Origin of the sequence: Azoarcus sp. KH32C (genome assembly GCF_000349945.1) — a bacterium.
Taxonomy (GTDB): domain Bacteria; phylum Pseudomonadota; class Gammaproteobacteria; order Burkholderiales; family Rhodocyclaceae; genus Aromatoleum.
In genome coordinates this window covers 3,796,554-3,820,505 of the sequence record NC_020516.1, presented here as the reverse complement: position 1 = coordinate 3,820,505, position 23,952 = coordinate 3,796,554, and the positions used below count along the sequence as shown (strand labels likewise).

Below are 23,952 nucleotides of genomic sequence, written 5' to 3'. Positions count from 1 at the left end.
GGCGCGGTCAGATCACGAGTTGCGTGCCGAGCTCGACGACGCGGTTGCTCGGGATCTTGAAGAAGTCGGTGGCGCTCGTGGCGTTCTTCGACATCGTTGCGAAGAGGCGCGCCCGCCAGCCGACCATGCCGTGTCCCGACGTTGGCACGATGGTTTCGCGCGACAGGTAGAACGAGGTCTCCATCATGTCGAAGGATTCGCCGAAGCGCTTGCATTGCGCGAGCGCGCTGGGAATGTCCGGATCTTCCATGAAGCCGTAGCGCACGATCAGGCGGAAGAAGCCTTTGCCCATCGGATGCAGGTAGAGGCGGTCCAGCTCATTCACGGTCGGTGAATCGGTGGTCTGCACCGTCACGAGCACGACGCGCTCGTGCAGGATCTGGTTGTGCTTGAGGTTATGCAGCAGCGCGGAGGGGACGCCTTCTTTCGTGCTGGTCATGAACACCGCCGTGCCCGAAACGCGCAGCACGTCCTTGCCGACCGATTCGAGGAACGCGTCCATCGGGATGCTGAGCTTTGAGATCTCCTGGCCGAGCAGCCGCCGCCCCTGCCGCCAGGTGGTGAGCACCGTGAAGGACACGAGGCCCGCCGCGATCGGGAACCAGCCGCCTTCGGGGATCTTGATCGCGTTGGCGGAAAAGAAGGCGAGGTCGATCAGGAACATGCCACCGGCGACGAGCGCGACGAGCAGCGCATTCCAGCGCCACAGCAGCAGCATCACGAAGGCGATCAGCACCGTGTCGATCATCATCGTGCCGGTCACGGCGATGCCGTAAGCGGCGGCGAGGTTGGACGAATTCTTGAACCCGAGCACCAGCGCCATCACGGCGAAGTAGAGCGTCCAGTTGGTGAAGGGCACGTAGATCTGGCCTTCCGAGGCGCCCGAGGTATGCACGATCAGCATGCGCGGCAGCAGGCCCATCTGGACGGCCTGGCGTGCGACCGAGAATGCGCCCGAGATCACCGCCTGCGACGCGATCACGGTGGCCAGTGTTGCAAGCACGACGAGCGGGACCAGCGCCCAGTCGGGGGCGAGATGGTAGAAGGGGCTTTCGATCGCTTCCGGGTTGTTGAGCAGCAGCGCGCCCTGGCCGAAGTAGTTGAGGACCAGCGCGGGGAGGACGAAGCCGAACCACGCGTAGCGGATCGGGCGGCGGCCGAAGTGGCCCATGTCCGTGTACAGCGCTTCGCCGCCGGTCACCGCGAGAACGACCGAGCCGAGCGCGAGAAAGGCGAGCCAGGGATGGGTCGCGACAAAACGGATCGCATAGAGCGGGTTGATCGCGAGCAGCACCTGCGGGTTTTCGGCGATTTCGAGGACTCCGAAGGTGCCGAGCACGGCGAACCAGACGATCATGATCGGTCCGAAGTACATGCCGACAGCGCCGGTGCCGCGCTTCTGCACGAAGAACAGCGCGGTCAGCACGATGGCGGTCAGCGGCAGCACGTAGCTTTCGAGTGCCGGCGTGATGAGCTCCAGGCCCTCGACCGCGGAGAGCACCGAGATCGCCGGCGTGATCATGCTGTCGCCGTAGAAAAGGGCGGCGGCGAAGATCCCGAGCAATGTGACGACGCGTGCCATGCCGGCGTTTTTCGCGCGCTCGGTGATCAGCGCGAGCAGCGCGAGCGAGCCGCCTTCGCCTCGGTTGTCCGCACGCATGATCACCGCGACGTACTTGATCGACACCAGCATCATGATCGACCAGAACACCAGCGACAGCACCCCGAGGATGTTCTCCGGCGTCACTGGAATGGGGTGATGGCCGCTGAAGATTTCCTTCAGGGCGTAAAGGGGGCTCGTTCCGATGTCACCGAAAACGACGCCGATGGCGCTGACGACGAGCGCCGGTAGGGCTTGACGGGCGTGCATGAGGCACCTAACGGGGTGAGGCTGATTTGTTCTTCGGGAGGCCTTCGCGCCGCGAAAATTCGGCTAGCGCGAAGGTTACTCGAAGTCGGTGCCGTTGCAGAGTGCTTGTTGTGCGGTGCGCAATGGGCGGTCGGAAAACCGTGGCGTCGCTGCCACGCCCGGACCAATAAAGAAAGACGCCCCCGCAGCCAGGCTGCGGGGGCGTCGCGTGCGGAGAGCGGACGGAGCGTGCTTAGACGATCGTGAAGTCCGAGCCGTTGACCGTCGTCACGCCCGTCAGTGTGGCGATCTGCACCGCGGCGCCGGCGCCGTTGCCGTCCTGGTCGTAGTACAGCGCGCCGGTCGTGCTGTCGAACACGAGGAAGTCGTTGGCGTCGGCCGCCGCCGTGCCGATGGCGACATTGGCGTTGAGGTCCACGCTGCCCGCGAGCGCCGTGAACACGTCCGCATCGAGGGCGAGCACGTCGCTGCCGTGCGTGAAGTCCTTGACCGTGTCGACGCCGCCGACGGCGAGGTTGTCGAAGATGAAGGTGTCGTTGCCCGCGCCGCCCGTGAGCGTGTCGGCACCGGCGCCGCCGATCAGGACGTCGTTGCCCGCACCGCCGTCGAGGGCATTGTTGCCGTCGTTGCCGGTGAGGATGTTGTCCGCGGTGTTGCCGGTGGCGTCGACATTCGCAATGCCCGTGAGCTCGATGTTCTCGACGTTGGCGAGCTTCGCCAGGCTGAACGAGGCGGACGAGACGACCGTGTCGTTGCCTTCGCCCGCCATCTCCATGATCTTGTCCTTGGCGCTCGACACGAAGTACGTGTCGTCGCCCGCGCCGCCGGCCATCTTGTCGTCGCCGTCGCCGCCGTCGATGCGGTCGTTGCCGTCGCCGGCCTTGATATTGTCCTTGCCCGCGCCGCCGTCGATCAGGTCGTCGCCGCCTGCGGTCATGATCGTGTCGTTGCCGTCGCCGCCGCTAATGTTGTCGGCGTCGTTGCCGCCGAGGACCTTGTCGTTGCCCGCGCCGGCCAGGACGATGTTCAGGCCGTCCCCGGTGCTGATGTTGTCGTTGCCGTTGCCGCCGTCGATGTCGTCGTCACCTGCGCCGCCGCTGAGCTTGTCGTTGCCGTCGCCGCCGTCGAGGATGTCGCTGCCGTTGCCGCCGTCGAGGTGGTCGTTGCCGCGGCCGGCTTCGAGGATGTCGTTGCCGTCGCCGCCATCGAGCTTGTCGTTGCCGTCGTCGCCGACGAGGTGGTCGTCGCCGTCCAGGCCGGTCAGCTTGTCGTTGCCGCCGTCGCCGAGCAGTTCATTCGCGTTCGCGTCGCCGACGATCACGTCGCTGCCGTGCGTACCGGCGACGTCCTCGATGCCGACGAGGGTGTCATTGCCTTCGCCCTTGGCCGTTCCGGCCGAGAGGTCGACGACGATCTTTTTCGCGGAATCAAAGGACACGCTGTCGTGGCTGCCATGTCCGCCGTCGAGGTGATCGTCGCCCAGGCCGCCTGAGAGGTCGTCGTCGCCGTCGCCGCCCGAGACGTGGTCGTTGCCCTGACCTCCGTGCATGTGATCGTCGCCGCCGCCGCCGAGCATGTCGTCGTCGCCTTGGCCGCCGTGCATGTCGTCGTCGCCGTCGTCGCCGATCTCGAGATCGTCATCATTCGCCTCGCCGAGGTGCTCGACGAAGTCTCCGAAGGTGTCGGGATTGCTCAGCAGGCCGCTCGCCTGCGAGAAGTCAAGCGACACGCCGCCGACGAGCAGCAGCGACGCACCGGTTCCGCTCAGGAAATCGAAGCTGGAGACCGTTCCGCCGGTCACATTGCTGCCAGAGAGCGTGAAGCTGCCGCTGACGTGCAGCGTGCTCGCATGCGGCTGGTCGTCGCCGGAGTAGGTGAGCGCGTAGGTCAGGTCGGTCGTGGAGGCGGAAACGAGTTGGGCGGCGCTGATGTCGCCAACCAGGTCTTCGACCTGATTGTGGTTCAGACTGGTGGTGATGCTTGCCATGTTGCGGCTCCCGTTGAATGTTGTTGATCGTTCCGACCGGTGTCCGCAATTGTAGTGCGAGGTGTCCGATCGCTGGCCGACCTGATCTGCCGCCGGTGACCGGGGCGACAGGCGTCGCGCGCATTGTCTGAGGTTGATTTGTATGTGGGTTGTTTTCCCACGTGAAAATTTTACTCCCCCATAACTGGTAGTGGAATCCCGTCGATGTAAGCGTCCGTTACATATTCGCCTGCTGTCGACCAAGGACGCAGTGGGCGTTCTGGGCTAACGGGGGTACCGGGGATTCTTTGCCGTCGGGAACGCTCAAACTCGCTATGCCAAGCGCGCCCGCGCCCGCTTTCCTCGCGACAGTCGATGAATGGCGACAGTAGCCCGTTCGACGGTATCCCCGTGACTTGTCAAAGGAGTAATATCTGGATCGGATGTCATGTCTCGGGTCGCTCCCCAAGGGCCGGTGCGGCATCCGGGGAATCACACTGCCGAAGGCCTCCGCTGTCATGGTGACGACACAGCCGCATGAGGAATCATGAACGAAACGGCCCATCCGCCCGCTACGCTTCTCCTGGTCGATGACGAGGCGGGAATCCTTTCCGCGTTGCGGCGCCTGCTCCGTCCGACGGGCCATACGATCCACCTTGCCGACAGCGGCCGCGCCGGTCTGGAAGTGCTCGAACGCGAGAAGATCGACCTTGTCATCTCCGACATGCGCATGCCGGAAATGGACGGCGCGCAGTTTCTCGAACAGGTGCGCCAGCGCTGGCCCGGCGTCACACGGCTGCTGCTGACGGGCTATGCGGACATCACGTCCACGATCGCCGCGATCAACCGCGGCCAGATCTACCGCTACATCGCCAAGCCCTGGGACGACGACGAACTGCTGCAGATCATCGGCGATGCACTGGAGCACCGCCGGCTGCGGGAGGAGAACGCGCGGCTGCTGGCCCTGACTCAGGAGCAGAACGAGGCCCTGCGCGAGCTCAATGCGAACCTCGAGCAGAAGGTGCGCGAACGCACCGCCGAACTCGAGCAGGTCAACAGCTTCCTCAACCTCGCCAACGACAAGCTCAAACAGAATTTCCTCATCTCGATCAAGATGTTCACGGGCTTGATCGAATTGCGCGGCGGGGTCATTGCGGGCCATTCGCGGCGCGTTGCGGATCTCGCACGCAAGCTCGCGATCCATTTCGAGCTCGACACCAAGGGACAGCAGGACATCTTCCTCGCGGCGCTGCTGCACGACATCGGTAAGATCGGCTTCCCCGACGCGATGCTGGCGCGGCCGGTCGTGAAAATGACCGGCGAGGAACTGGGGCTGTATCGCAAGCACCCGCTGGTCGGCGAATCCGCGTTGATGCCGCTCGACGAGTTGAAGGAGGCCGCGCGCCTCGTACGCTCGCATCATGAGCGCTTCGATGGGCAGGGTTTCCCGGACGGACTGGTCGGGCTGGGCATTCCGCTCGGCGCCAGGATTCTGGCCGTCGCCAGCGATTACGACGGGCTGCAGAACGGCACGCTGGCGGGCAAGCGCATGAGCCCGGACGAGGCGAAGGCGATGATCGCCCAGTCGCGCGGCAAGCGTTACGACCCGCAGGTCGTCGATGCCTTCCTGGAGCTGCTCGGGCGACCGAAGCAGGAGACCGGCCGGGACCTCGAAGTGCGGGCCGCCGACCTTCAGCCAGGGATGGTCCTCGCGCGCGACCTGGTCGGCCGCGACGGCGTGTTGCTGCTGGCGGGCGACTACATTCTCGATGCCAGTCTCGTGAAGCAGATCCAGGATTATGCCCGGCGCGAAGGGGTATCCCTGAGTCTGCACATCCGTAACGACAAACGTATGGGTCCTGGCGCTGGTCCGGGCTCGTCCTGATAGAGGTTCGGGAGGCGTATGAACCGCATACTGATCGTCGATGACGAAGAATCCATCCTGAAGGCGCTGCGCCGCCTGCTGACCCTGACGCCTTGTACGGTCGGCGACAAGACCTACAAGCTCACCGTGGACTGTTTCGCCTCGCCCGAGGCCGCGCTGGAGAAGGCCCGCCATACGGCCTACGACCTGGTGCTGTCCGATTACCGGATGCCGCGCATGGACGGCGTCGCCTTCCTCAAGGCGTTTCGCGAGCTGCAGCCCGAGTGCGCGCGCCTGATCCTGTCGGGCTATGCCGACCTCAACGGCCTGATCGGTGCGATCAACGACGCGGGCATCAACCGCTTCCTGTCCAAGCCGTGGAACGACTACGAGCTGCTCTCGGCGATCGGGCAGGCGCTCGCGCTGCGTGAGCTCACGATGGAAAACCAGCGCCTTGCCGACCTGGCGCGGCTGTCGATGGGCCAGGTCTCGCCCGAGGAAATCGAGCGCAAGCGCCTCGAAGCCCAGGAACCGGGCATCACCAGCGTGATCTGGGGGCCGGACGGCTCGGTGATGATCGACGAGTCCCTGCTCGACGACGGCGACCTGGGGAAGATCTGATGCCCGAATTGGAGCGGGAGGCCAATCGGCTCACCTTCAAGCTGGTGTATTACGGGCCGGCGCAAGGCGGGAAGACGACCAACCTGATGTGTTTGCACGACATCGCGGACGCGCAGATGAAAGGGGAGCTGATGACGCTCGAAACCCAGCACGACCGGACGCTGTTCTTCGACCTGCTGCCGCTCGGGTTTCGCGCGGCCTCGGGCCTGACGATCCGCTTCCGGCTGTTCACCGTCCCCGGCCAGGTCGCGCACGACGGTACGCGCAAGGCGGTGCTGTCTCGCGCCGACGGCATCGTGTTCGTCGCCGACTCCCAGCGCCTGCAGGCGACCAACAACGGCGAATCCTTCCAGAACCTCGCCGAGAACGTGGGGCGCGTCGGGCTCGACCTGCAACACCTGCCGCTCGTCGTGCAGTTCAACAAGCGCGACCTGCCCGACATCCTGTCCGAGGATGAAGTCCGCGAACGGTACGCCGGGGCGCCATGGCCGCTGTTCTTCGCGACGGCGACCGAAGGGAGCGGCGTGCGCGAGACCTTCAGCGCGCTGCTGCACGGCGTCTGGCAACGTTATGCGGAGGAGCTGGATCTGGCCGGAGAGCATGGCCTGACCGAGGAGCGCTTCGTCACCGCCGCCGGAGGACTGCCGTCATGAGCGACGCGAACGGCTTCGACCGCGACTTCACGCTCGGCGAGTTGCTGGGGCTACGCGATGCCGACGAACTCTGTCGCGCACTGGGCAATCTGCTCGACTGCCCGGTGGCACTGCTCGACGCCGCCGGCGCCCCCTTCGGCAGCACCGTCCCGCCGTCGGACGCCGAGCGCGCGCCGCTGATCCTCGAACTCGAACCGATCGGCTACCTCGCAGCCGCGTGTGCGCAGGAAAAGCTCAAGGAAGCGGCCCGCCTCGTGCGCTGGGGGCTGGTGTCGCGGGCGCGGGTGCGCATGGTGTCGGACCTGCACCTCGAGGCGGTGCGCGCCGATTACGCCAAGCTGCAGCAGCAGAACGAGGCCTTGAAGGCATCCGAGACGAAATATCGCGAGCTCGCGGCGACGCTCGATGCGCAGGTGAAGGAGCAGATCAAGATCATCGACGAGCGCCAGCGCCAGCTCTACCAGGCCGAGCGTCTCGCGTCGATCGGGCAGCTCGCGGCCGGCGTCGCGCACGAGATCAACAATCCGCTCGGCTTCATCAGCAGCAACCTGTCGTCGGCCGAACGCTACCTCGCCGGCCTCGCGGATTTGCGCGACGTGATCCCTGCCGAAGCGTGGAAAGTGCGCGACCTGGATTTCGTGTTCGAGGATTTCGGCGAGCTATTGCACGATTCGCGCGGCGGCATCGAACGCATCGCGCGCATCGTGCGGGACCTGAAGGGCTTTTCGAGCGTGGATCAGCCCGAGGAACAGATGGTCGACCTCAACCTGCAGCTCGAATCGCTGCTGGCGGTGATCGAGGGGCAGAAGCCGGCTGGGGTTACCGTGATCCCCGATCTGCAGCCGCTGCCGCGCCTGCTCTGCCTGCCCGGACACCTCAACCAGGCCTTCTTCAACATTCTGCAGAACGCGCTGCAGGCGGTTGCGGGCGGCGGAGAGGTGGCGGTGCGCACGCGCAGCGTCGGCGAGGCGATCACGGTGGAGATCGCGGACACCGGGCCGGGGATTCCGCCCGACGTCCAGCAGCGCGTATTCGATCCCTTCTTCACGACGCGCGAGGTCGGCAGCGGCACCGGTCTCGGTCTGACCGTCGCGCGCGACATCGTGCTCGCGCACGGCGGCTCGGTGTCGCTGATCTGCCCGCCGCATGGCGGCACTTCCGTCACCATCAAGCTTCCCCTCTGAGTGGCCATGACGAACTACGCCGCCTTCTTCACCGGTCAGAGCGCGCCCGCCGCGGAAACCGCGGAGTCGACGCCGACGCGGTATCGGCTGCTGATCGTCGATGACGAACCGTCGATCCTGAAGGCCCTGACTCGGACTTTCCGCTCCGAGGCCTACGAGGTGGTGACCGCCGGCAACGGCAGCGAAGCGTTGGCGCGCCTGCAGGAGGCGCCGGCGCACGTGATCATCAGCGACTACATGATGCCGGGCATGAACGGCGCCGAGTTGCTGAAGAAGGTCAAATCGCTCTACCCGGATACGATCCGCATCATGCTCACGGGGCATGCCGACACGGGCGCGGTGATGGGCGCGATCAACGAGGGGGCGGTCTACAAGTTCATCCTCAAGCCGTGGAACGACGACGATCTGCGGGTGACGGTGTCGCTCGCGCTGGAGCAGTTCGATCTCGTCCAGAAGAACCGCGTGCTGAGCCAGGAGAACGCAAAGAAGTCGAAGGAAATCTCCGCGCTGTCGCGGCTCGCGGTATCGAACCGCAGCCAGCTCGGGATGATGCTGCACAAGAAGAACCTGATCACCAGCAACCAGTTGCAGGAGCTGACGAGGCTGCAGGGCATCCACAAGGAGCCGATGGTCAAGCTGCTGTTCGAGCGCGGCTGGGTCACCGAGAAGCCGCTGCGCAAGATCCTGCGCGAGGAGTTGCTGGTCGAGGAGGTGTCGCTCGGGGAATTCCGTGTCGATGCGGCGGTCGCGGAGCTGATTCCGCGCGGTTTCTGTGAGCGTCAGCTGGTGATTCCGCTGAAGCTCGAAGGCCGGCGGCTGATGCTCGCGGTCGCCGACCCGATGGACGCCGGCTTGATCGACGACGTGCGCTTCACCGCGGGCCTCGACCTCAAGGTGGTGATGGCGGACATCGAGGCGATCCGCGCGAAGATCAAGGAGGTGTACGGCACCGGCGAGGGCGTGGATTTCCGCGAGCTGCAGACGATCGCCGGCACTGCCGACCCCTATGAGGGCATCGAGATCGTCATCGAGGACGAGGACACGGTCCCGCTCGACGAACTCCTCGCATCGACCAACGAGCCGCCGGCGATCCGTCTCGCCAACGCGATCATCCTCGAGGCGATGCGCCTGGGCGCGTCCGACATCCACATCCAGCCGCGCACCAAGAACGTCGTCGTGCGCCTGCGCATCGACGGGGTGCTGCAGGACAAGATCCAGATCCCGCACGCGCTGCACAGCCCGCTGGTGTCGCGGCTCAAGATCATGGCCGAGCTCGACATCTCGGAGCGCCGCCGTCCGCAGGACGGCCGCCTGACCGTGAAATCGCCGATGCGCATCGTCGACCTGCGCATCTCCACGCTGCCGACGATCAACGGCGAAAAGGTCGTGATGCGCATCCTCGACCGCAATGCGTCCGTGCTGAGTCTCGCCGGGCTCGGTTTCGGCGAAACCGGACTCGCGAAGGTGCGTGTGATGGTCGACAAGCCACAAGGCCTGTTGCTTGCGACAGGACCCACCGGCAGCGGCAAGACCACGACCCTGTATTCGCTGCTGCAGGCCAACGCGAGCCCTGCCAAGAACTACATCACGATCGAGGACCCGGTCGAGTACTACCTCGACAGCGCGGGTCAGGTGCTGGTGAAGGAAAAGATCGGCCTGACCTTCCCGGCGGTGCTGCGCGCGATCCTGCGGCAGGACCCCGACGTGCTGCTGATTGGCGAGATCCGCGACTACGAGACGGCCGAAGTCGCCTTCCACGCGGCGCTGACCGGGCACCAGGTGCTGTCGACGCTGCATACCAATTCGGCGATGGCGACGATCGCCCGGCTGCTCGACCTCGGGATGAAGCCGTTCATCATCGCGAGCGCCCTCGAAGGCGTGATCGCCCAGCGCCTGGTGCGGCGCATCTGCCGTCACTGCAGGCAGGAGGTCGCGCCCGACCCGGCGCAGGCCACGCGCCTCGGTCCGCGCTTCCGCAACGCGCCGCCGTCGGGATTCGTGGGCGCGGGCTGCGCGGAGTGCGACGGCACCGGTTATCGCGGCCGACTCGGCCTGTACGAAATCCTGCTGCCTGACGAACTGATGCGCGATCTGATCGCGCGCGGCGCAAGCTTGAAAGAGCTCCTCGCCCACGCCCGCTCCACCGGTCATGAATCATTGTGGGACGACGCCTGGACGAAGGTCACGCGGGGCGACACGACGCTTGGTGAAGTGCTGCGCGTGCTCGGCCCGGAACCGGAATAGGAGAAAGGGGAAATGGACGCATTGAACCGTCAATCGACCATTGAAGGCGACGGTGCCGGCGACGAGGTGCAAGAGCTGCGCGAACGTCTCGCGCAGGCGGAAAGTCGGCTCCTGCAGCTGGAAAAGATGGCCGCCGTGGGGCAGATCGCTGCCGGCGTGGCGCACGAGATCAATAATCCGGTCGGTTTCATCAGCTCGAACCTCGGTTCGCTGAGGACCTACATCGATCGCGTGTTCGCCGTGATCGCTGCCTACGAGAAGATCGAATCCGCGCTGCAGTCGGACCATCCTGCGCGGATCGAAATCGCCGACGCGCGCGCCGCGGCCGAGTTCGACTACCTGCGGCAGGACATCCCGGACCTCCTGACCGAATCGCTCGACGGGCTCACGCGCGTCAAGGAGATCATCAACGATCTGAAGGACTTCTCGCGCGTCGACGACGGCCACCGTCAGGAGGCCGACCTGCATCGCGGACTCGAAAGCACGCTCAACGTGATCCGCAACGAGATCAAGTACAAGGCCGAGGTGATCCGCGAGTTCGGCGACCTGCCGCTCGTCAATTGCGTCCCGGCGCAGATCAACCAGGTGTTCATGAACCTGCTGTCGAACGCCGCCCAGGCCATCGAGACGATGGGACGGATCACGCTGCGCACCGGTGCGGACGAGGTGTGCGCGTGGGTTGAAATCAGCGATACCGGCAAGGGTATTCCGCCCGAGGTTCAAGCGCGGATCTTCGACCCCTTCTTCACGACCAAGCCGGTGGGGAAGGGCACCGGACTCGGACTGTCGATTTCGCGCGATATCGTCCAGCGGCATGGCGGCAAGCTGGAGGTATCCAGCACCGTCGGGGAGGGAACGACGTTCCGATTGGTCCTGCCGATCGCCGGATTGCCGGAAAATGGCGGTTAGTCTCTGCCATCCCGAACAAGAAGAAGGTATTTAAATATCATGACCGAGCATCCGAGCCCTTCGTTGCGCGTGCTCTATGTTGAGGACAACGCGCTCGATGCCGACCTCGTGCGACGTGCGCTGGAGCGCCAGTTGCCGGGGCTGCGGCTCGACATTGTCGGAACGGTGGCCGAGGCGCGTGGCCGGCTGGCGGAGAAGGCTCGGGACTACGACGTCGTGCTTGTCGATCTGCAGCTGCCCGACGGCAGCGGCTTCGAGCTGCTGGCGGACATCCATGAGCGCGATCTGCACTTGCCGGTCGTGATGCTGACGGCTTCGGGTGACCAGACAACGGCGCTGGCGGCGCTCAAGGCCGGCGCCGACGATTATGTCTCCAAGCGCGGCCGCTACGTCGATCGCCTGGGGCCGAGCCTCGCCGCTGCCGCGGCTCGCCAGCGCGCGCGCCGTACAATTCATCGCCATCCGGTGCGCGTGCTGTTTGCCGAGCAGAACGAGATCCACGTCGACCGGGTGCGCCGCCACCTGGCCCGGCATGCGCCGCAGATCACGCTCGACGTGGTCGCCAGCGGAGTTGAGGTGCTGGCGCGGCTGCCCGTCTCGCCTGACGGGGTCTTGCCCTGCGACGTGGTCCTGCTCGACGACCGGCTCGCGGGCGAGGACGCGTTCGAGGTCATGAAGGTCGTGCGCATCGAGCGTAGCCTCGACGTTCCGGTCGTGCTCGTCAGCGAGCAGGACGATGAGGACTTGGTGTTCGCCGCGAAGCGCCTGGGTGTGAGCGAGTATCTCGAGAAGAACGAAACCTATCTCGACCGCCTGCCGGCGGTCCTCGAAAAGGTGCATCAGGAGGTCCTGCTGCAGCGCGAGCATGTGCGGGAACAGGAACTCGGCGAGCGGCTGCGCCTGTATGGCGTTGCGCTCGAAAGCAGCCGCGAGGCGGTCATCATCACCGACCTGACGCCGCGCATCCTTGCCGTCAATCCGGCCTTTACGCGCCTGACCGGGTACACCGAGGCCGAAGCGCTGGGGCAGAACCCGAACATCCTGCGCTCCGGACGCCAGGAGCCGGCCTTCTTCCGCACGATGTGGGAGAGCATCAAGACAGTCGGTTTCTGGGAGGGCGAAGTGTGGAACCGGCGCAAGGACGGCGAAGTGTTCCCCCAGTGGTTGTCGATCCACACGGTGCGCGACGAGGCCGGCGACCCGAGCCACTATGTCGCCCTCGCCAGTGATTTGTCGCAGCTCAAGCACAGCGAGGAAAAGCTGCGCCACCTCGCGCATTTCGACCTGCTCACCGACCTGCCGAACCGCGTGCTGCTCGAAGTACGGCTCGAACATGCGCTCGAGCGCGCGCGCCGGCATGGGCTGGGGCACGGGGTCGCGGTGATGGTTTTCGATCTCGACCGGTTCAAGACCATCAACGACAGCCTCGGCCACTCGGCCGGCGACGCGGTGCTGCAGGCGGTCGCCGAGCGGCTGCGCAGCCGGCTGCGCAGCGAGGATACGCTCGCGCGCCTCGTCGGCGACCAGTTCGTCGTCGTGATGGAGGGGCTGGCGGATTTTCGCGACGCCGAGCGCATGGCGCGCGAGCTGCAGACGCTGCTCGATGAGCCCTTCACGCTGCCGGGGGCGCGCGAGGCCTACGTGAGTTCCAGCGTAGGGATCAGCGTGTGTCCCGAGGACGGCGATACCGCGCAGGTGCTGCTCGACAAGGCGAACACCGCCGCCCACCGTGCGAAGGAGATGGGCGGCGGACAGCTGAGCTATTACACCGGCGAGCTCAACAGTCAGGCGCTGACCACGCTGGAGCTGGAAGTCGCATTGCGCCGCGCGCTGGAACGCGGTGAATTCGTGCTGTATTACCAGCCGAAGGTCGACCTCGTTACCGGCCGCATCAGCGGCGCCGAAGCCCTGATCCGATGGGAACGCCCGGGACTGGGCCTGGTGCCGCCGCTGAAGTTCATTCCGCTGGCCGAGCGCTGCGGCTTGATCGTGCCGATCGGCGCCTGGGTCGTCGACGAGGCTTGTCGGCAGTTGCGCGCCTGGATGGATGACGGGATGGTGCACGTCAACGTCGCGGTCAACGTGTCCGCGCGGCAGTTCCGCAGCGGCGACCTCGAAGGGACGGTCGCGGCGGCCCTCAAGCGCCATGAAGTCGAACCGGGGCGCCTGATGCTCGAACTGACCGAGAGCATCCTGATGGAACGGCCGGAAGAGGCCGTGCAGCACCTCGTGGCCCTGAAGCGCCTCGGCGTGCGGCTGTCGCTGGACGACTTCGGAACCGGGTATTCGAGCCTCGGCTACTTGAGCCGTTTTCCGATCGATCAGCTGAAGATCGACCGCTCCTTCGTCACCGACATCGTGTCCGATCCGAGTTCGGCGATCATCGCGACCTCCGTGATCGGGCTCGCGCACCGCATGGGCATCGAGGTCGTGGCCGAAGGCGTCGAGACCGAGCCGCAGCTCGGCTATCTGCGCAAGAACCGCTGCGACAAGATGCAGGGCTACCTGTTCAGCAAGCCGGTGACGGCGGACGAGTTCTGCGAGCAGTTGCGCCAGGACAAGGCGCTGCCCGGAATGGCGCAGTTGTCCGTGACGCGCACCTTGCTGGTGGTCGACGACGAGCCGAACATCTTGTCGGCGATCCGGCGGCTGCTGCGCGGTGAAGGCTATCGGGTGCTCACCGCGGGGAGCGCGCGCGAGGGCCTGGAGATCCTCGCGAGCCAACCGGTGCAGGTGATCCTGTCCGACCAGCGCATGCCCGAAATGAACGGCACGGAGTTCCTCTCCCGAGTGAAGGTGCTGCACCCGGAGACGGTCCGGATCGTGCTGTCGGGCTATACCGAACTCGAGTCGATCATGCAGGCGGTCAATAGCGGCGCGCTCTACAAGTTCCTGACCAAGCCCTGGGACGACGAGGTGCTGCGCGGCCACCTGCGCGATGCCTTCAGCTATTACGAAGCCGTGGTCCAGCCGAATGCGAACGGCAGGATGCCCGGTGCGGCGGCGGAGTAATACCCCCGGTCTGCGCCCTTATGGCGCGATCTCGGTGATCTGCGGAGCGGTATGCGGTTCGGCCGCCAGTGGCAGCCACAGGCGTACCGCCGTACCCTGTCCGGCTACGCTGTCGACTTCGAAGCGCCCGCCATGCGCTCGCGCGATGCTGTAGGCGACCGACAGGCCCAGGCCGGTGCCTTGTCCCACCGGGCGGGTGGTGTAGAAGGGGTCGAACATCCGCTCGCGCACGTTCGGCGCCATGCCGCAGCCGTCGTCCTCGACTTCGATGCAGATTTCATCGTCCGAGCGGGAGCTGCGGATCGTGATCTTGCCCTGCTGCTCGATCGCATGCGCGGCGTTGAGCAGCAGGTTCATCAGGACCTGATTGAGCTGTGCCGCGTTGCCGCGTATCGACGGCAGCGCAGCCTCTTCGCGCACGACCGTCGCCTTGCCCGCGAGGGTCGGGGCAACGACGCGCAGCGTCATCTCGATGGCCTGATGGATATCGACAGTGCCCCAGTCGGTGGAGGCGTCGACGCGCGAGAATTCGCGCAGGTCGGCGACGATGCGGATCACGCGTTGCAGGCCGTCGCGTGTCTCCGCGATCAGGGCCTGCGCGTCCTCGCGCACGAAATCGATGTCGGCCTCGTCATGCAGGCGCCGGACGACGGTCTGTGTCTGTAGGTCGGACGTGTCCGCCAGCAGCGCTTCGTAGCGCTCGATCAGCTCCAACAGATCCTGCACGTAGTTGGCGAGCACCGCGAAATTGGAGCTGACGAAGCCGATCGGGTTGTTGATCTCGTGGGCGACGCCGGCCGCAAGCCCGCCGAGGCCGACGAGCTTCTCGGTCTGCACGAGTTGCATCTGCGTGTCGGCGAGGCGGGCGTTGGTTTCCCGCAGCTGGACGATCGTTTCGCGCAGCAAGCTCTCCTGCTCACGGCGTTTCGTGACGTCGCGGAACACCACGACGCCGCCGACCGACTGGTCGCTATCGACGAGTGGCGCGGCCGTGTATTCGACCGGAAAGCTCTCGCCGTTGCGGCGAAAGAAGACTTCGTCGTCGCGATGGATGATTCGCCCGTCGCGCCGGGCGCGGGCGATCGCACATTCGGCGATCGGGTAAGGGCTGCCGTCGGCGTGGTGGTGATGCAGCAGATCGTGGGACGGGCGCCCGAGGATGTCGATCTCCTCGTAACCGAGCATCGCGAGCGCGGCCTGGTTCATGAAGATGATCTCGCCGCGCACGTCGATGCCGTAGATGCCCTCGGCCGCCGATTCGAGGATCGCCTGCTGGCGGTGCCTGAGGCGATCGATTGCGGCACGGTCGTCCGCGATCTGGGCGACGGTGCGGTTGATGGCCGTTGCGATCCGCGCCATCTCGGTTTCGCCGTCGCGGTAAGGGACGGTCACGGTCTGGTTGCCGCCGGCGATCGCTTCCAGCGTCTCTTCGATGTCGACGATGCGCCGCATGATGTAGCGGCCGAGTCGGATCGAGAAGATGCCGAGGAACAGCAGGCCGCCGACCAGCAGCGAGCCGACGACGATGCGTGTCTTGCGGATCGACTCGTCGAGAGCGACCGTGGCCGCATGGGCATGGCGTTCCTGGAATTCCAGCAGCGTACGCAGGTTGAAGATCAGCGCCTGCTGCAACTGGTACCAGTCGGTGTCGACCAGTTGCGTCAGCTGCACGGGATCATAGATCCGGTACGCGGCTTCGGTCGCGTCGAGAAACTGCCACAACGCCGGCAATGCGTCCTCGACGTCGTCGATGAGCCGGTCCTCGTTGGGATCTTCGAGCCAGTTCCGATGATCGCGGCGGAAGTTGGACCAGGATTCCTGCAACAGGCTGCGCTCCTTGCGCAGAAGCTCGAGTGCGCCGAGTGACGATGCCTGCGTGAGAAGGACGGACTGCATCCGTACGTGGATCGCCTGTAACAGCGAGTCCATCTGCCGCAACTCAGCAGCCGGCGCCAGTTCATCGCGGAAGATGTGTTCGAGCGCCCGGTCGGTCTCACGCTGCGACCAGACGAACGCGAGTGCGAGGCACAGCATGACCGCGCCGGTGAAGAGCGCCTGGAGGCCTAGACGCCTGCGGATGCTGTATTTGCTCACTATCGGATCGCCGCGTAACGATGACGCATGGTAAGCGATCCCTGATGTTCTACGCTATGACTAAAAGCATAGATTGTGCACTTCGCGGCGCCCGTTGTCGTTTAGGTCGCTAGCATACGGTGGCGGGCTGCAGCGACCGGCAGAATTGACAACGTACTTAACGGTGGCCGAACGCGGGCTGACGCTTTTCGGTGAAGGCCGCCATCCCTTCCTTCTGGTCCTCCAGAGCGAAGGAGGCATGCAGCGTGCGTCGTTCGAAGAGCAGTCCCTCGCTGAGCGGAGCCTCGAAGGCGCGATTGACGGCTTCCTTCATCATCATCAGGACGGGCAGCGAGTAGCCGGAGATCAGTCTTGCGGTGGCGAGCGCTTCCTCGAGCAACTGCTCGGCGGGGAAAGTGCGCGACACGAGGCCGCTGCGCTCGGCTTCGGCCGCGTCCATCATGCGGCCGGTGAGGCACATCTCCATCGCCTTCGCCTTGCCGACGGCGCGCGGCAAGCGCTGTGTGCCGCCGCAGCCGGGGACGGTGGCGAGCTTGACCTCCGGCAGCGCGAAGCGCGCGTCGGTCGCGGCGTAGACGATGTCGCACATCATCGCGAGCTCGCAGCCGCCGCCGAGCGCGAGGCCGGAGACGGCAGCGATCACCGGTTTGCGGAAGCTCTTGAGGCGTTCCCAGTTGCGGGTGATGAAGTCCGTCTTGTAGACGTCCATGTAGCTCCAGTACTTCATCGCCGCAATGTCGGCCCCGGCGGCGAAGGCCTTGTCGTTGCCGGTGATGACGACGCAGGCGATGCTGTCGTCGGCGGAGTAGGCGTCGAGCGCGGCGCCGAGGGCGTCCATCACCTCATCGTTGAGAGCGTTGAAGACCTGCGGGCGGTTGAGGCGGATCAGTGCGACGCGGTCGTGCGTCTCGGTCAGGATGACGTTGGTCGTAGTCATGCTTTGTTCCTTGCTCATACTTTTTCGGCGAATTGACGCGCCATTTCGCGTAGGCGGAATTTCTGCACCTTGCCGCTCGGCGTCGCGGGAAGGTCGTCGATGAGTTCGAGCCGTTCCGGCCAGTACTGACGGGCGACCTTGCGTTCGTCGAAGAAGGCGCGCACGTCGTCGAGCGTGAGTGCCATTCCCGGCTTGAGCGAGACGAAGGCGCAGGCGCGTTCGCCGAGGCGTGCGTCGGGATAGCCGACCACCGCGCAAGTCATCACGGAAGGGTGCTGGTAGAGGAGGTTCTCGATCTCCATCACCGGGATGTTTTCGCCACCGCGGATCACGATGTCCTTCGCGCGGCCATTGATGCGCATGTAGCCCTCGTCGTCGACGAAGGCGAGATCGCCGGTGTCGAACCAGCCGTCGTCGGAGGTCGCATTGAGCTGAGGGCGCTTCAGGTAGCCGGCGAAGAGCGAGGCGCCGCGGATCCGCAGCGAACCGGTTTCCCCGCGCGGCACTTCCGCGCCGGCCGCATCGACGATCTTCAGCTGGATGCCGGTGAGGGGGCGGCCGTCGGAGACGCCGGATTTTTCGAGCGCGCGCGCGGGCTCCGTGACGGTGACCGCACCGCACTCGGTCATGCCCCAGGCCGAGCTGATCTTGAGGCCCATCACGCGGTGGGCGCGTTCGATCAGCACCGGCGGGATCGGCGCGCCGGCGCAGTTGAACTTCGTGAAGGTCGGTGAGGTGGCTTCGCCGTTCTCGACCGCGAGGCACATGTCGGCGACGAAGGCCGATGAGGCCATGCTGAAGGTGACGCCTTCGCGGCGGACGATCTCGAGCGCGCGTTTCGCGTCCCACACGTCCATCAGCACGGTCGTCGAGTTCAGGATCAGCGGGATCATCGCGAGATAGCCGTAACCGGTGAGGTGGGCCATCGGTGAGGCGCCGAGCACGATGTCGGCACTCGTCAGTTCCATCTGCTCGATGTAGGCGTGCAGGTTCGAGAAGAGGGTGTTCGAGGTGTGCATTACGCCCTTCGGCTCGCCGGTCGTGCCCGAGGTGTACATCAGCAGCAGTACGTCGTCGGGCGCGATGCCACGGTCGGTGAGCGGGGGCGCTTCGTCGCGCAGCAGCGCCTGCTCGAAGCCATCCTCGCCGTCACCGCCGACCACGACGAGGCGGCGCAGATGCGGCAGCGCCGGCAGCAGCTCGCGCGCCATCGCCTCGTAGTCGAAGCCGCGGAAGGTCTTCGGCACGACGAAGACTTTGGATTCGCCGAAGTTGAGCATGAAGCTCAGTTCGTGCTGGCGGAAGATCGGCATCACCGGGTTCGCTGCGGCGCCGATGCGCGCGCAGGCGAGCGCCAGCGCGATGAATTCCCACGAGTTCGGCAACTGGAAGGTCACGACGTCGCCGCGCCCGACGCCCATCGCCGCGAGATTGCGCGCGATGCGGTCGGCGCGGGCGGCGAGCTCGCGGTAGCTGAGCCGCTGCGGCTCGGCGACGTCCTTGCGGTAATCGACGACGGCGATCTTGTCCGGGCATCGGGCGAGGGCCTGGTCGATGAAGACCTTGATCGTCTCGTCGCGCCACAGGCCCGCGATCTTCATCGGTGCCATGCGCGACTGCAGCAGTACGGGGTCGAAGTTCATCAGTTTCCTCCTGTTAACAGCGCCGCCGGAAAGGCCGGCCTGGCGGCTGCGTGTGTCTCGCTCATTGGGTGGGGGTTCGGTATTTTGGTAAACATATTGTCTAAAAAAGCCTAAGTCAAGTCGATCCGGCGACGATGGTTCTGATGGGTTGCGACGATATATGTGGGAGATAGTGCCGTTTTGCGTCTGGCGGAGACCTTCGTCCGCCGAGCCCTCTATGGGAATATATAGCAATATATTGACAAATTATCCAAGGGCTTTCTAGAATGGATCCATCGCATACGAAGGAGGTGCAGCGATGGATTTCAGTCTCAGCCCCGAGCAGTCGGCGCTTGTCGAAACTGCCGGAAAATTCGCGAAGAATCGCCTCGCGCCGGGCTATCAGGCGCGTGAGAAGGCCGAGCGCATCGAGCGGGAAGTGATCCGCGAGATGGGCGAAATGGGTCTGCTCGGACCGGAGTTGCCCGAAGAGCACGGCGGCCTGGGGGTCGATTGCGTCACGAGCGGCCTGCTGCTCGAACAGATCTCGTACGGTGACTTCAACGTGTCGTACGTCAATCTCCTGACCTCGCTATGCGGCCAGATCGTCGCCGGGCATGCGCGGCCGGATATCGCGAAGGAATGGCTCGGCCAGGTGATCGCGGGGCGCAAGACGATCGCGATCGCGCTGACCGAGCCGAGCGCAGGCTCGGACGCCGCGCGCCTCAAGCTCAAGGCGACGCGCGACGGCAAGGACTTCGTGCTGAACGGCGAGAAGACGTCGATCTCGATGGCGACGCAGTCGGACGTCGCGGTGGTCTTCGCGCGCACCGGCTCCGACGAGGACCGCGCCCGCGGCATCAGCGCCTTCCTCGTCCCGATGGACCTCCCCGGCATCACGCGCACCGCGTTCGACGACATCGGCACGCGGCCCGTCGGGCGCGGCTCGATCTTCTTCGACGACGTGCGGGTGTCCGCCGAGATGATGCTCGGCGACGAGGGGCAGGGTTTCGTGCAGGTGATGCAGGGCTTCGACTACAGCCGCGCGCTGATCGGCCTGCAGTGCATGGGGGTCGCGCGCGCCTCGCTCGACGAGGCCTGGCGCTACGTGCAGGAGCGCGAAGCCTTCGGCAAGCAGATCGCCGCGTTCCAGGGCGTCACCTTCCCGCTCGCGGAGGCCGAGACGATGTACGAAGCCTGCCGCGCGCTATGCCTGAAGACGCTGTGGCTCAAGGACCAGGGATTGCCGCATACGGCGGAAGCCGCGATGTGCAAGTGGTGGGCGCCCAAGCTCGCGTGCGAAATCATCCACCAGTGCCTGCTCACGCACGGCCACGGCGGCTACGCGAGCGACTACGCCTTCGGTCAGCGCTATCGAGATGTCATGGGGCTGCAGATCGGCGACGGCACCGCGAACATCATGAAGATGATCATCGGCCGCGAAAAGCTCGCGGCCCATCAGATCTAGAGCTTGGCCATGTTCCGCTGCAGGAGGCTCACGTAATGGATGAACTGCAGGCGGTCGTCGAAGGAGAAGCCCTTCAGTGCACCGTCGTAGAAATCATGGATCGGCTTCTGCAGCGCGACCCACAGCTCGCGGCCCTTCGGGCTGAGCCGGATCTTGCGCGAGCGGCGGTCTTCGGTGCTCGTCGCGCGCTCGATCAGCCCGTCGCGTTCGAGGCGGGTGAGCAGGCCGGTGAGGTTCTGGCGGCTCATCAGCAGGAAGCGCGACAGCTCGCCGATGCCCATGCCGCCGGTGACCTGTTCGCGAGACAGCGCGCCGAGTACGGACCACTGCTGCGTCGTCACGCCGAACGCGTCGAGCGCCTGCGTGCCCTTGGTGTGCAGCGTGTTGGCGGCCTGGAAGAAACGGAAGAACAGCCGGTTGGCGATCTCGATGGATGCAGCGTCCTGATCGTCGGGAAGGTCGGTCATCGAGGCGTCGGAGCGGTTGAAAGGGGCCTCATTGAATCTCAAAGCACGGCCCGAATGCAATGGGCCAACAGTTTGATGTCATCCAACAGGAGGAAAGCAGCATGAGAGGAATCAACGGAAAAGTGGTGATCGTCACCGGCGGCGCCGGCGGCATCGGCTCGGCGATCTGCCGTCGCTTCGGCGAGGACGGCGCGGCAGTCGCGGTGCTCGATATCAATCGCGAAGCGGCTGCCGCCGTCGCCGCGGAGATCCAGGCGAAGGGCGGCAAGGCGCGCGCGTTCGCGGTGGATCTGACGAGCCAGGACTCGGTGATCACGGCGGTGACGGCGGTCGAAGCCGAAGTCGGCCCGGTCGATGTGCTGGTGAACAACGCCGGCTGGGACAAGGTCGGCAATTTCCTCGATACGGAAAAGCCGCTGTGGGACAAGATCGTCGCGATCAACCTCTACGGCGCGCTGTACATGCACCACGCGGTGGTGAAGGGCATGCGCGAGCGTGGTCACGGTCGCGTCATCAACGTCGCGTCGGATGCCGGCCGCGTCGGTTCGTCGGGCGAGGCCGTGTATTCGTTCTGCAAGGGCGGCCTGATCTCGTTCTCGAAGACGCTGGCCCGCGAAGTCGCCCGTCAGCAGATCAACATCAACGTCGTGTGTCCCGGCCCGACCGACACGCCGCTGCTCGATGACATCTGCGGCGAAGGCGAGCGTGGCGAGAAGCTGCGCACCGCCTTCACTCGCGCGGTGCCCTTCGGCCGCCTCGGCCAGCCGGGCGACCTGCCGGGCGCGGTGGCCTTCCTCGCCAGCGACGACGCCGCGTTCATCACCGGTCAGGTGATCAGCGTGTCAGGCGGTCTGACGATGGCCGGCTGACCACGACTTTCAAGACATCCAGGAGGAAAAATCATGGAATACCAGGACATTCTCTACACCAAGGAAGACGGCATCGCGACCATCACGATCAACCGTCCGGCCCAATACAACGCTTTCCGCGCCCAGACCTGCGAGGAGATGATCCACGCGCTGAAGGACGCGGACTTCGACCGCAGCATCGGCGTAGTCGTGCTGACCGGCGCCGGCGACAAGGCCTTTTGCACCGGTGGCGACCAGGGCACGCAGGACGGCGGCTACGGCGGCCGCGGCGTGATCGGCCTGCCGATCGAGGAAGTGCAGAGCGCGATCCGCGACATTTCCAAGCCGGTGATCGCCCGCGTGAATGGCTACGCCATCGGCGGCGGCAACGTGCTCGTGACGATCTGCGACCTCGCGATCGCATCCGACCGCGCCCAGCTCGGCCAGGCTGGCCCGCGTGTCGGTTCGGTCGACCCCGGCTTCGGCACCGCGCTGCTGGCGCGCGTCGTCGGCGAGAAGAAGGCGCGCGAGATCTGGTACCTGTGCCGCCGCTACACCGCGCAGGAAGCGCTCGCGATGGGCCTCGTGAATGCCGTCGTGCCGCACGACCAGCTCGACGCCGAAGTGAAGAAGTGGTGCGACGAGATCGTCGAGAAGAGCCCGACCGCGATCGCACTGGCGAAGAAGTCCTTCAACGTCGACACCGAGATGATCCGCGGCATGGGCGGTCTCGCGATGCACGCGCTCAAGCTCTATTACGAGACGGCCGAATCGGCCGAGGGCGGCAATGCGTTCCGCGAGAAGAGGAAGCCCGAGTTCCGCAAGCACGTGAAGTAAGCACCTTCCGACTCCGTCGCCCGGTGGTGATCGCCGGGCGGCGGAGCGGGGAACCCAAGAGCACACGCAATCGCAACACCGGAGAGGGAAACGACATGATCCGCGACCAGGAGACACTCAACATTCTTCTCGACACGATTTCGCGCTTCGTGCGCGAGCGCCTCGTGCCGCAGGAGGCGCACGTCGCCGAGACCGACCAGATTCCGCCGGCACTGGTCGACGAGATGAAGGAACTGGGCCTGTTCGGCTTGTCGATTCCCGAGGAATTCGGCGGCATGGGGCTGACGATGGAGGAGGAGGTCCTCGCGACCTTCGAGATCGGCCAGACCTCGCCGTGCTTCCGTTCGCTGTTCGCGACCAACAACGGCATCGGCGCGCAGGGCATCGTCATCGACGGCACGCCCGAGCAGAAGCGCGACTATCTGCCGCGTCTCGCGTCCGGCGAGATCATCGGCTCCTTCGCGCTCACCGAGCCGGACGCCGGTTCCGATGCCGGCAGCCTGCGCACGACGGCGCGCCGCGACGGCGACCATTACGTGCTGAACGGCACCAAGCGCTACATCACCAACGCGCCCGAAGCGGGCATCTTCACGGTGATGGCGCGCACGAATCCCAACGCGAAAGGGGCTCATGGCATCTCCGCGTTCATCGTCGAGAAGGGTACGCCGGGCCTGTCGCTCGGCCAGATCGACAAGAAGATGGGCCAGAAGGGCGCCCATACCTGCGACGTGATCTTCGAGGACTGCCGCGTGCCGGCCGTCAACCTGATCGGCGGGCGCGAGGAGGTCGGCTTCAAGACCGCGATGAAGGTGCTCGACAAGGGCCGCATCAACATCGCTGCGATCTGCGTCGGCGTCGCCGAACGCATGCTCGGCGATGCGCTGCGTTACGCGATGGAGCGCAAGCAGTTCGGCAAGCCGATCGCCGAGTTCCAGCTGATCCAGGCGATGCTCGCCGACAGCAAGGCCGAGATCTACGCTGCGCGAAGCATGGTCGTGGATGCCGCCCGGCGTCGCGACGAAGGGCAGGACGTCGGCACAGAAGCCGCGTGCGCCAAGCTCTTCGCCTCCGAGATGTGCTGCCGCGTCGCCGATCGTGCGGTGCAGATCTTCGGCGGCGCCGGCTACCTCGCCGAATACGGCATCGAACGCTTCTACCGCGACGTGCGCCTGTTCCGCATCTTCGAAGGCACGAGCCAGATCCAGCAACTCGTGATCGCGCGCAACATGATCCGGGATGCGGGCGAATGAACGCGCTGCGCATGATCCGGCGCTGAGCGATCCGGCCCGGCATGCGGGCCGCCGTCACGGAACGCGCGCCGCTCCCCGAGTTCGCCGTGTTCCATCCGTCTTCTGC

Annotated in this window: 17 protein-coding genes; 11 read left to right on the top strand and 6 right to left on the bottom strand. The window is 65.5% G+C overall.

Going from position 1 to position 23,952, the window contains the following annotated elements:
* Nucleotides 1–7 precede the first annotated feature (7 nt).
* Together AZKH_RS16985 and AZKH_RS27915 are read right to left on the bottom strand one after the other, a co-directional pair.
* Complete coding sequence (locus AZKH_RS16985) at nt 8–1,870, bottom strand: potassium transporter Kup (protein WP_015437023.1); 1,863 nt, start codon at nt 1,868–1,870, stop codon at nt 8–10.
* A 232-nt stretch (nt 1,871–2,102) separates the two neighbouring features.
* Nucleotides 2,103–3,857, bottom strand: coding sequence for a calcium-binding protein (locus AZKH_RS27915; protein WP_015437022.1), 1,755 nt, complete (start codon nt 3,855–3,857; stop codon nt 2,103–2,105).
* Between the two features lie 526 nt (nt 3,858–4,383).
* Here AZKH_RS27915 and AZKH_RS16975 point away from each other — a divergent pair.
* Genes AZKH_RS16975 through AZKH_RS16945 form a run of 7 tightly spaced genes read left to right on the top strand, consistent with a single transcriptional unit; the run spans nt 4,384 to nt 14,323 of the window.
* Complete coding sequence (locus AZKH_RS16975; RefSeq protein ID WP_015437021.1) at nt 4,384–5,721, top strand: HD domain-containing phosphohydrolase; 1,338 nt, start codon at nt 4,384–4,386, stop codon at nt 5,719–5,721.
* A gap of 18 nt (nt 5,722–5,739) precedes the next feature.
* Nucleotides 5,740–6,321, top strand: a complete 582-nt coding sequence (locus AZKH_RS16970; RefSeq protein WP_015437020.1) for a response regulator — start codon at nt 5,740–5,742, stop codon at nt 6,319–6,321.
* Entirely contained in the window at nt 6,321–6,974 is a 654-nt protein-coding gene (locus tag AZKH_RS16965; protein WP_015437019.1) for an ATP/GTP-binding protein, read from the top strand. Before AZKH_RS16970 ends, AZKH_RS16965 begins: the two co-directional genes overlap by 1 nt.
* Nucleotides 6,971–8,158, top strand: a complete 1,188-nt coding sequence (locus tag AZKH_RS16960) for a sensor histidine kinase (RefSeq protein ID WP_015437018.1) — start codon at nt 6,971–6,973, stop codon at nt 8,156–8,158. Before AZKH_RS16965 ends, AZKH_RS16960 begins: the two co-directional genes overlap by 4 nt.
* Before the next feature lie 6 nt (nt 8,159–8,164).
* On the top strand, nt 8,165–10,402 hold the full coding sequence (locus AZKH_RS16955; protein WP_015437017.1) for an ATPase, T2SS/T4P/T4SS family: 2,238 nt from the start codon (nt 8,165–8,167) through the stop codon (nt 10,400–10,402).
* A 12-nt stretch (nt 10,403–10,414) separates the two neighbouring features.
* Nucleotides 10,415–11,311 carry an ATP-binding protein gene (locus AZKH_RS16950; RefSeq protein ID WP_015437016.1) on the top strand — a complete coding sequence of 299 codons (897 nt, stop codon included), beginning with the start codon at nt 10,415–10,417 and terminating at the stop codon, nt 11,309–11,311.
* A 39-nt stretch (nt 11,312–11,350) separates the two neighbouring features.
* Entirely contained in the window at nt 11,351–14,323 is a 2,973-nt protein-coding gene (locus AZKH_RS16945) for an EAL domain-containing protein (protein WP_015437015.1), read from the top strand.
* Nucleotides 14,324–14,341: 18 nt separating this feature from the next.
* On the opposite strand, the gene AZKH_RS16940 is transcribed toward AZKH_RS16945, so the two are convergent.
* From AZKH_RS16940 to aliA, 3 genes are all read right to left on the bottom strand, one after another.
* On the bottom strand, nt 14,342–16,417 hold the full coding sequence (locus tag AZKH_RS16940) for an ATP-binding protein (protein WP_015437014.1): 2,076 nt from the start codon (nt 16,415–16,417) through the stop codon (nt 14,342–14,344).
* A gap of 157 nt (nt 16,418–16,574) precedes the next feature.
* Entirely contained in the window at nt 16,575–17,354 is a 780-nt protein-coding gene (locus AZKH_RS16935; RefSeq protein WP_041656327.1) for an enoyl-CoA hydratase, read from the bottom strand.
* Nucleotides 17,355–17,368: 14 nt separating this feature from the next.
* A complete protein-coding gene (gene aliA / locus AZKH_RS16930; RefSeq protein WP_015437012.1) occupies nt 17,369–18,997 on the bottom strand; it encodes a cyclohexanecarboxylate-CoA ligase in 1,629 nt (542 codons plus the stop codon).
* 298 nt (nt 18,998–19,295) lie between these two features.
* Here aliA and aliB point away from each other — a divergent pair, with 298 nt between their 5' ends.
* On the top strand, nt 19,296–20,444 hold the full coding sequence (aliB, locus tag AZKH_RS16925) for a cyclohexanecarboxyl-CoA dehydrogenase (protein ID WP_015437011.1): 1,149 nt from the start codon (nt 19,296–19,298) through the stop codon (nt 20,442–20,444).
* On the opposite strand, the gene AZKH_RS16920 is transcribed toward aliB, so the two are convergent.
* Entirely contained in the window at nt 20,441–20,911 is a 471-nt protein-coding gene (locus tag AZKH_RS16920; RefSeq protein ID WP_041656325.1) for a MarR family winged helix-turn-helix transcriptional regulator, read from the bottom strand. The genes aliB and AZKH_RS16920 overlap by 4 nt on opposite strands.
* Nucleotides 20,912–21,012: 101 nt before the next feature.
* Here AZKH_RS16920 and badH point away from each other — a divergent pair, with 101 nt between their 5' ends.
* The 3 genes from badH (at nt 21,013) to AZKH_RS16905 (ending at nt 23,846) form a co-directional block, all read left to right on the top strand.
* The gene (gene badH / locus AZKH_RS16915) at nt 21,013–21,780 is read left to right on the top strand and encodes a 2-hydroxycyclohexanecarboxyl-CoA dehydrogenase (RefSeq protein ID WP_041656323.1); all 768 of its coding nucleotides are present in this window, start codon (nt 21,013–21,015) and stop codon (nt 21,778–21,780) included.
* Nucleotides 21,781–21,813: 33 nt separating this feature from the next.
* Nucleotides 21,814–22,596, top strand: a complete 783-nt coding sequence (gene badI / locus AZKH_RS16910) for a 2-ketocyclohexanecarboxyl-CoA hydrolase (protein WP_015437008.1) — start codon at nt 21,814–21,816, stop codon at nt 22,594–22,596.
* A 95-nt stretch (nt 22,597–22,691) separates the two neighbouring features.
* Nucleotides 22,692–23,846, top strand: a complete 1,155-nt coding sequence (locus AZKH_RS16905) for an acyl-CoA dehydrogenase family protein (protein WP_041656321.1) — start codon at nt 22,692–22,694, stop codon at nt 23,844–23,846.
* The last annotated feature ends 106 nt before the right edge of the window (nt 23,847–23,952 follow it).

Coding starts and splice junctions, on each gene's coding strand:
- aliB (WP_015437011.1), top strand. CDS start 19,296: ATGGATTTCAGTCTCAGCCCCGAGCAGTCGGCGCTTGTCGAAACTGCC.
- AZKH_RS16945 (WP_015437015.1), top strand. CDS start 11,351: ATGACCGAGCATCCGAGCCCTTCGTTGCGCGTGCTCTATGTTGAGGAC.
- AZKH_RS16985 (WP_015437023.1), bottom strand. CDS start 1,870: ATGCACGCCCGTCAAGCCCTACCGGCGCTCGTCGTCAGCGCCATCGGC.
- AZKH_RS16920 (WP_041656325.1), bottom strand. CDS start 20,911: ATGACCGACCTTCCCGACGATCAGGACGCTGCATCCATCGAGATCGCC.
- AZKH_RS16955 (WP_015437017.1), top strand. CDS start 8,165: ATGACGAACTACGCCGCCTTCTTCACCGGTCAGAGCGCGCCCGCCGCG.
- badH (WP_041656323.1), top strand. CDS start 21,013: ATGAGAGGAATCAACGGAAAAGTGGTGATCGTCACCGGCGGCGCCGGC.
- AZKH_RS27915 (WP_015437022.1), bottom strand. CDS start 3,857: ATGGCAAGCATCACCACCAGTCTGAACCACAATCAGGTCGAAGACCTG.
- badI (WP_015437008.1), top strand. CDS start 21,814: ATGGAATACCAGGACATTCTCTACACCAAGGAAGACGGCATCGCGACC.
- AZKH_RS16970 (WP_015437020.1), top strand. CDS start 5,740: ATGAACCGCATACTGATCGTCGATGACGAAGAATCCATCCTGAAGGCG.
- aliA (WP_015437012.1), bottom strand. CDS start 18,997: ATGAACTTCGACCCCGTACTGCTGCAGTCGCGCATGGCACCGATGAAG.
- AZKH_RS16905 (WP_041656321.1), top strand. CDS start 22,692: ATGATCCGCGACCAGGAGACACTCAACATTCTTCTCGACACGATTTCG.
- AZKH_RS16960 (WP_015437018.1), top strand. CDS start 6,971: ATGAGCGACGCGAACGGCTTCGACCGCGACTTCACGCTCGGCGAGTTG.
- AZKH_RS16935 (WP_041656327.1), bottom strand. CDS start 17,354: ATGACTACGACCAACGTCATCCTGACCGAGACGCACGACCGCGTCGCA.
- AZKH_RS16950 (WP_015437016.1), top strand. CDS start 10,415: ATGGACGCATTGAACCGTCAATCGACCATTGAAGGCGACGGTGCCGGC.
- AZKH_RS16965 (WP_015437019.1), top strand. CDS start 6,321: ATGCCCGAATTGGAGCGGGAGGCCAATCGGCTCACCTTCAAGCTGGTG.
- AZKH_RS16975 (WP_015437021.1), top strand. CDS start 4,384: ATGAACGAAACGGCCCATCCGCCCGCTACGCTTCTCCTGGTCGATGAC.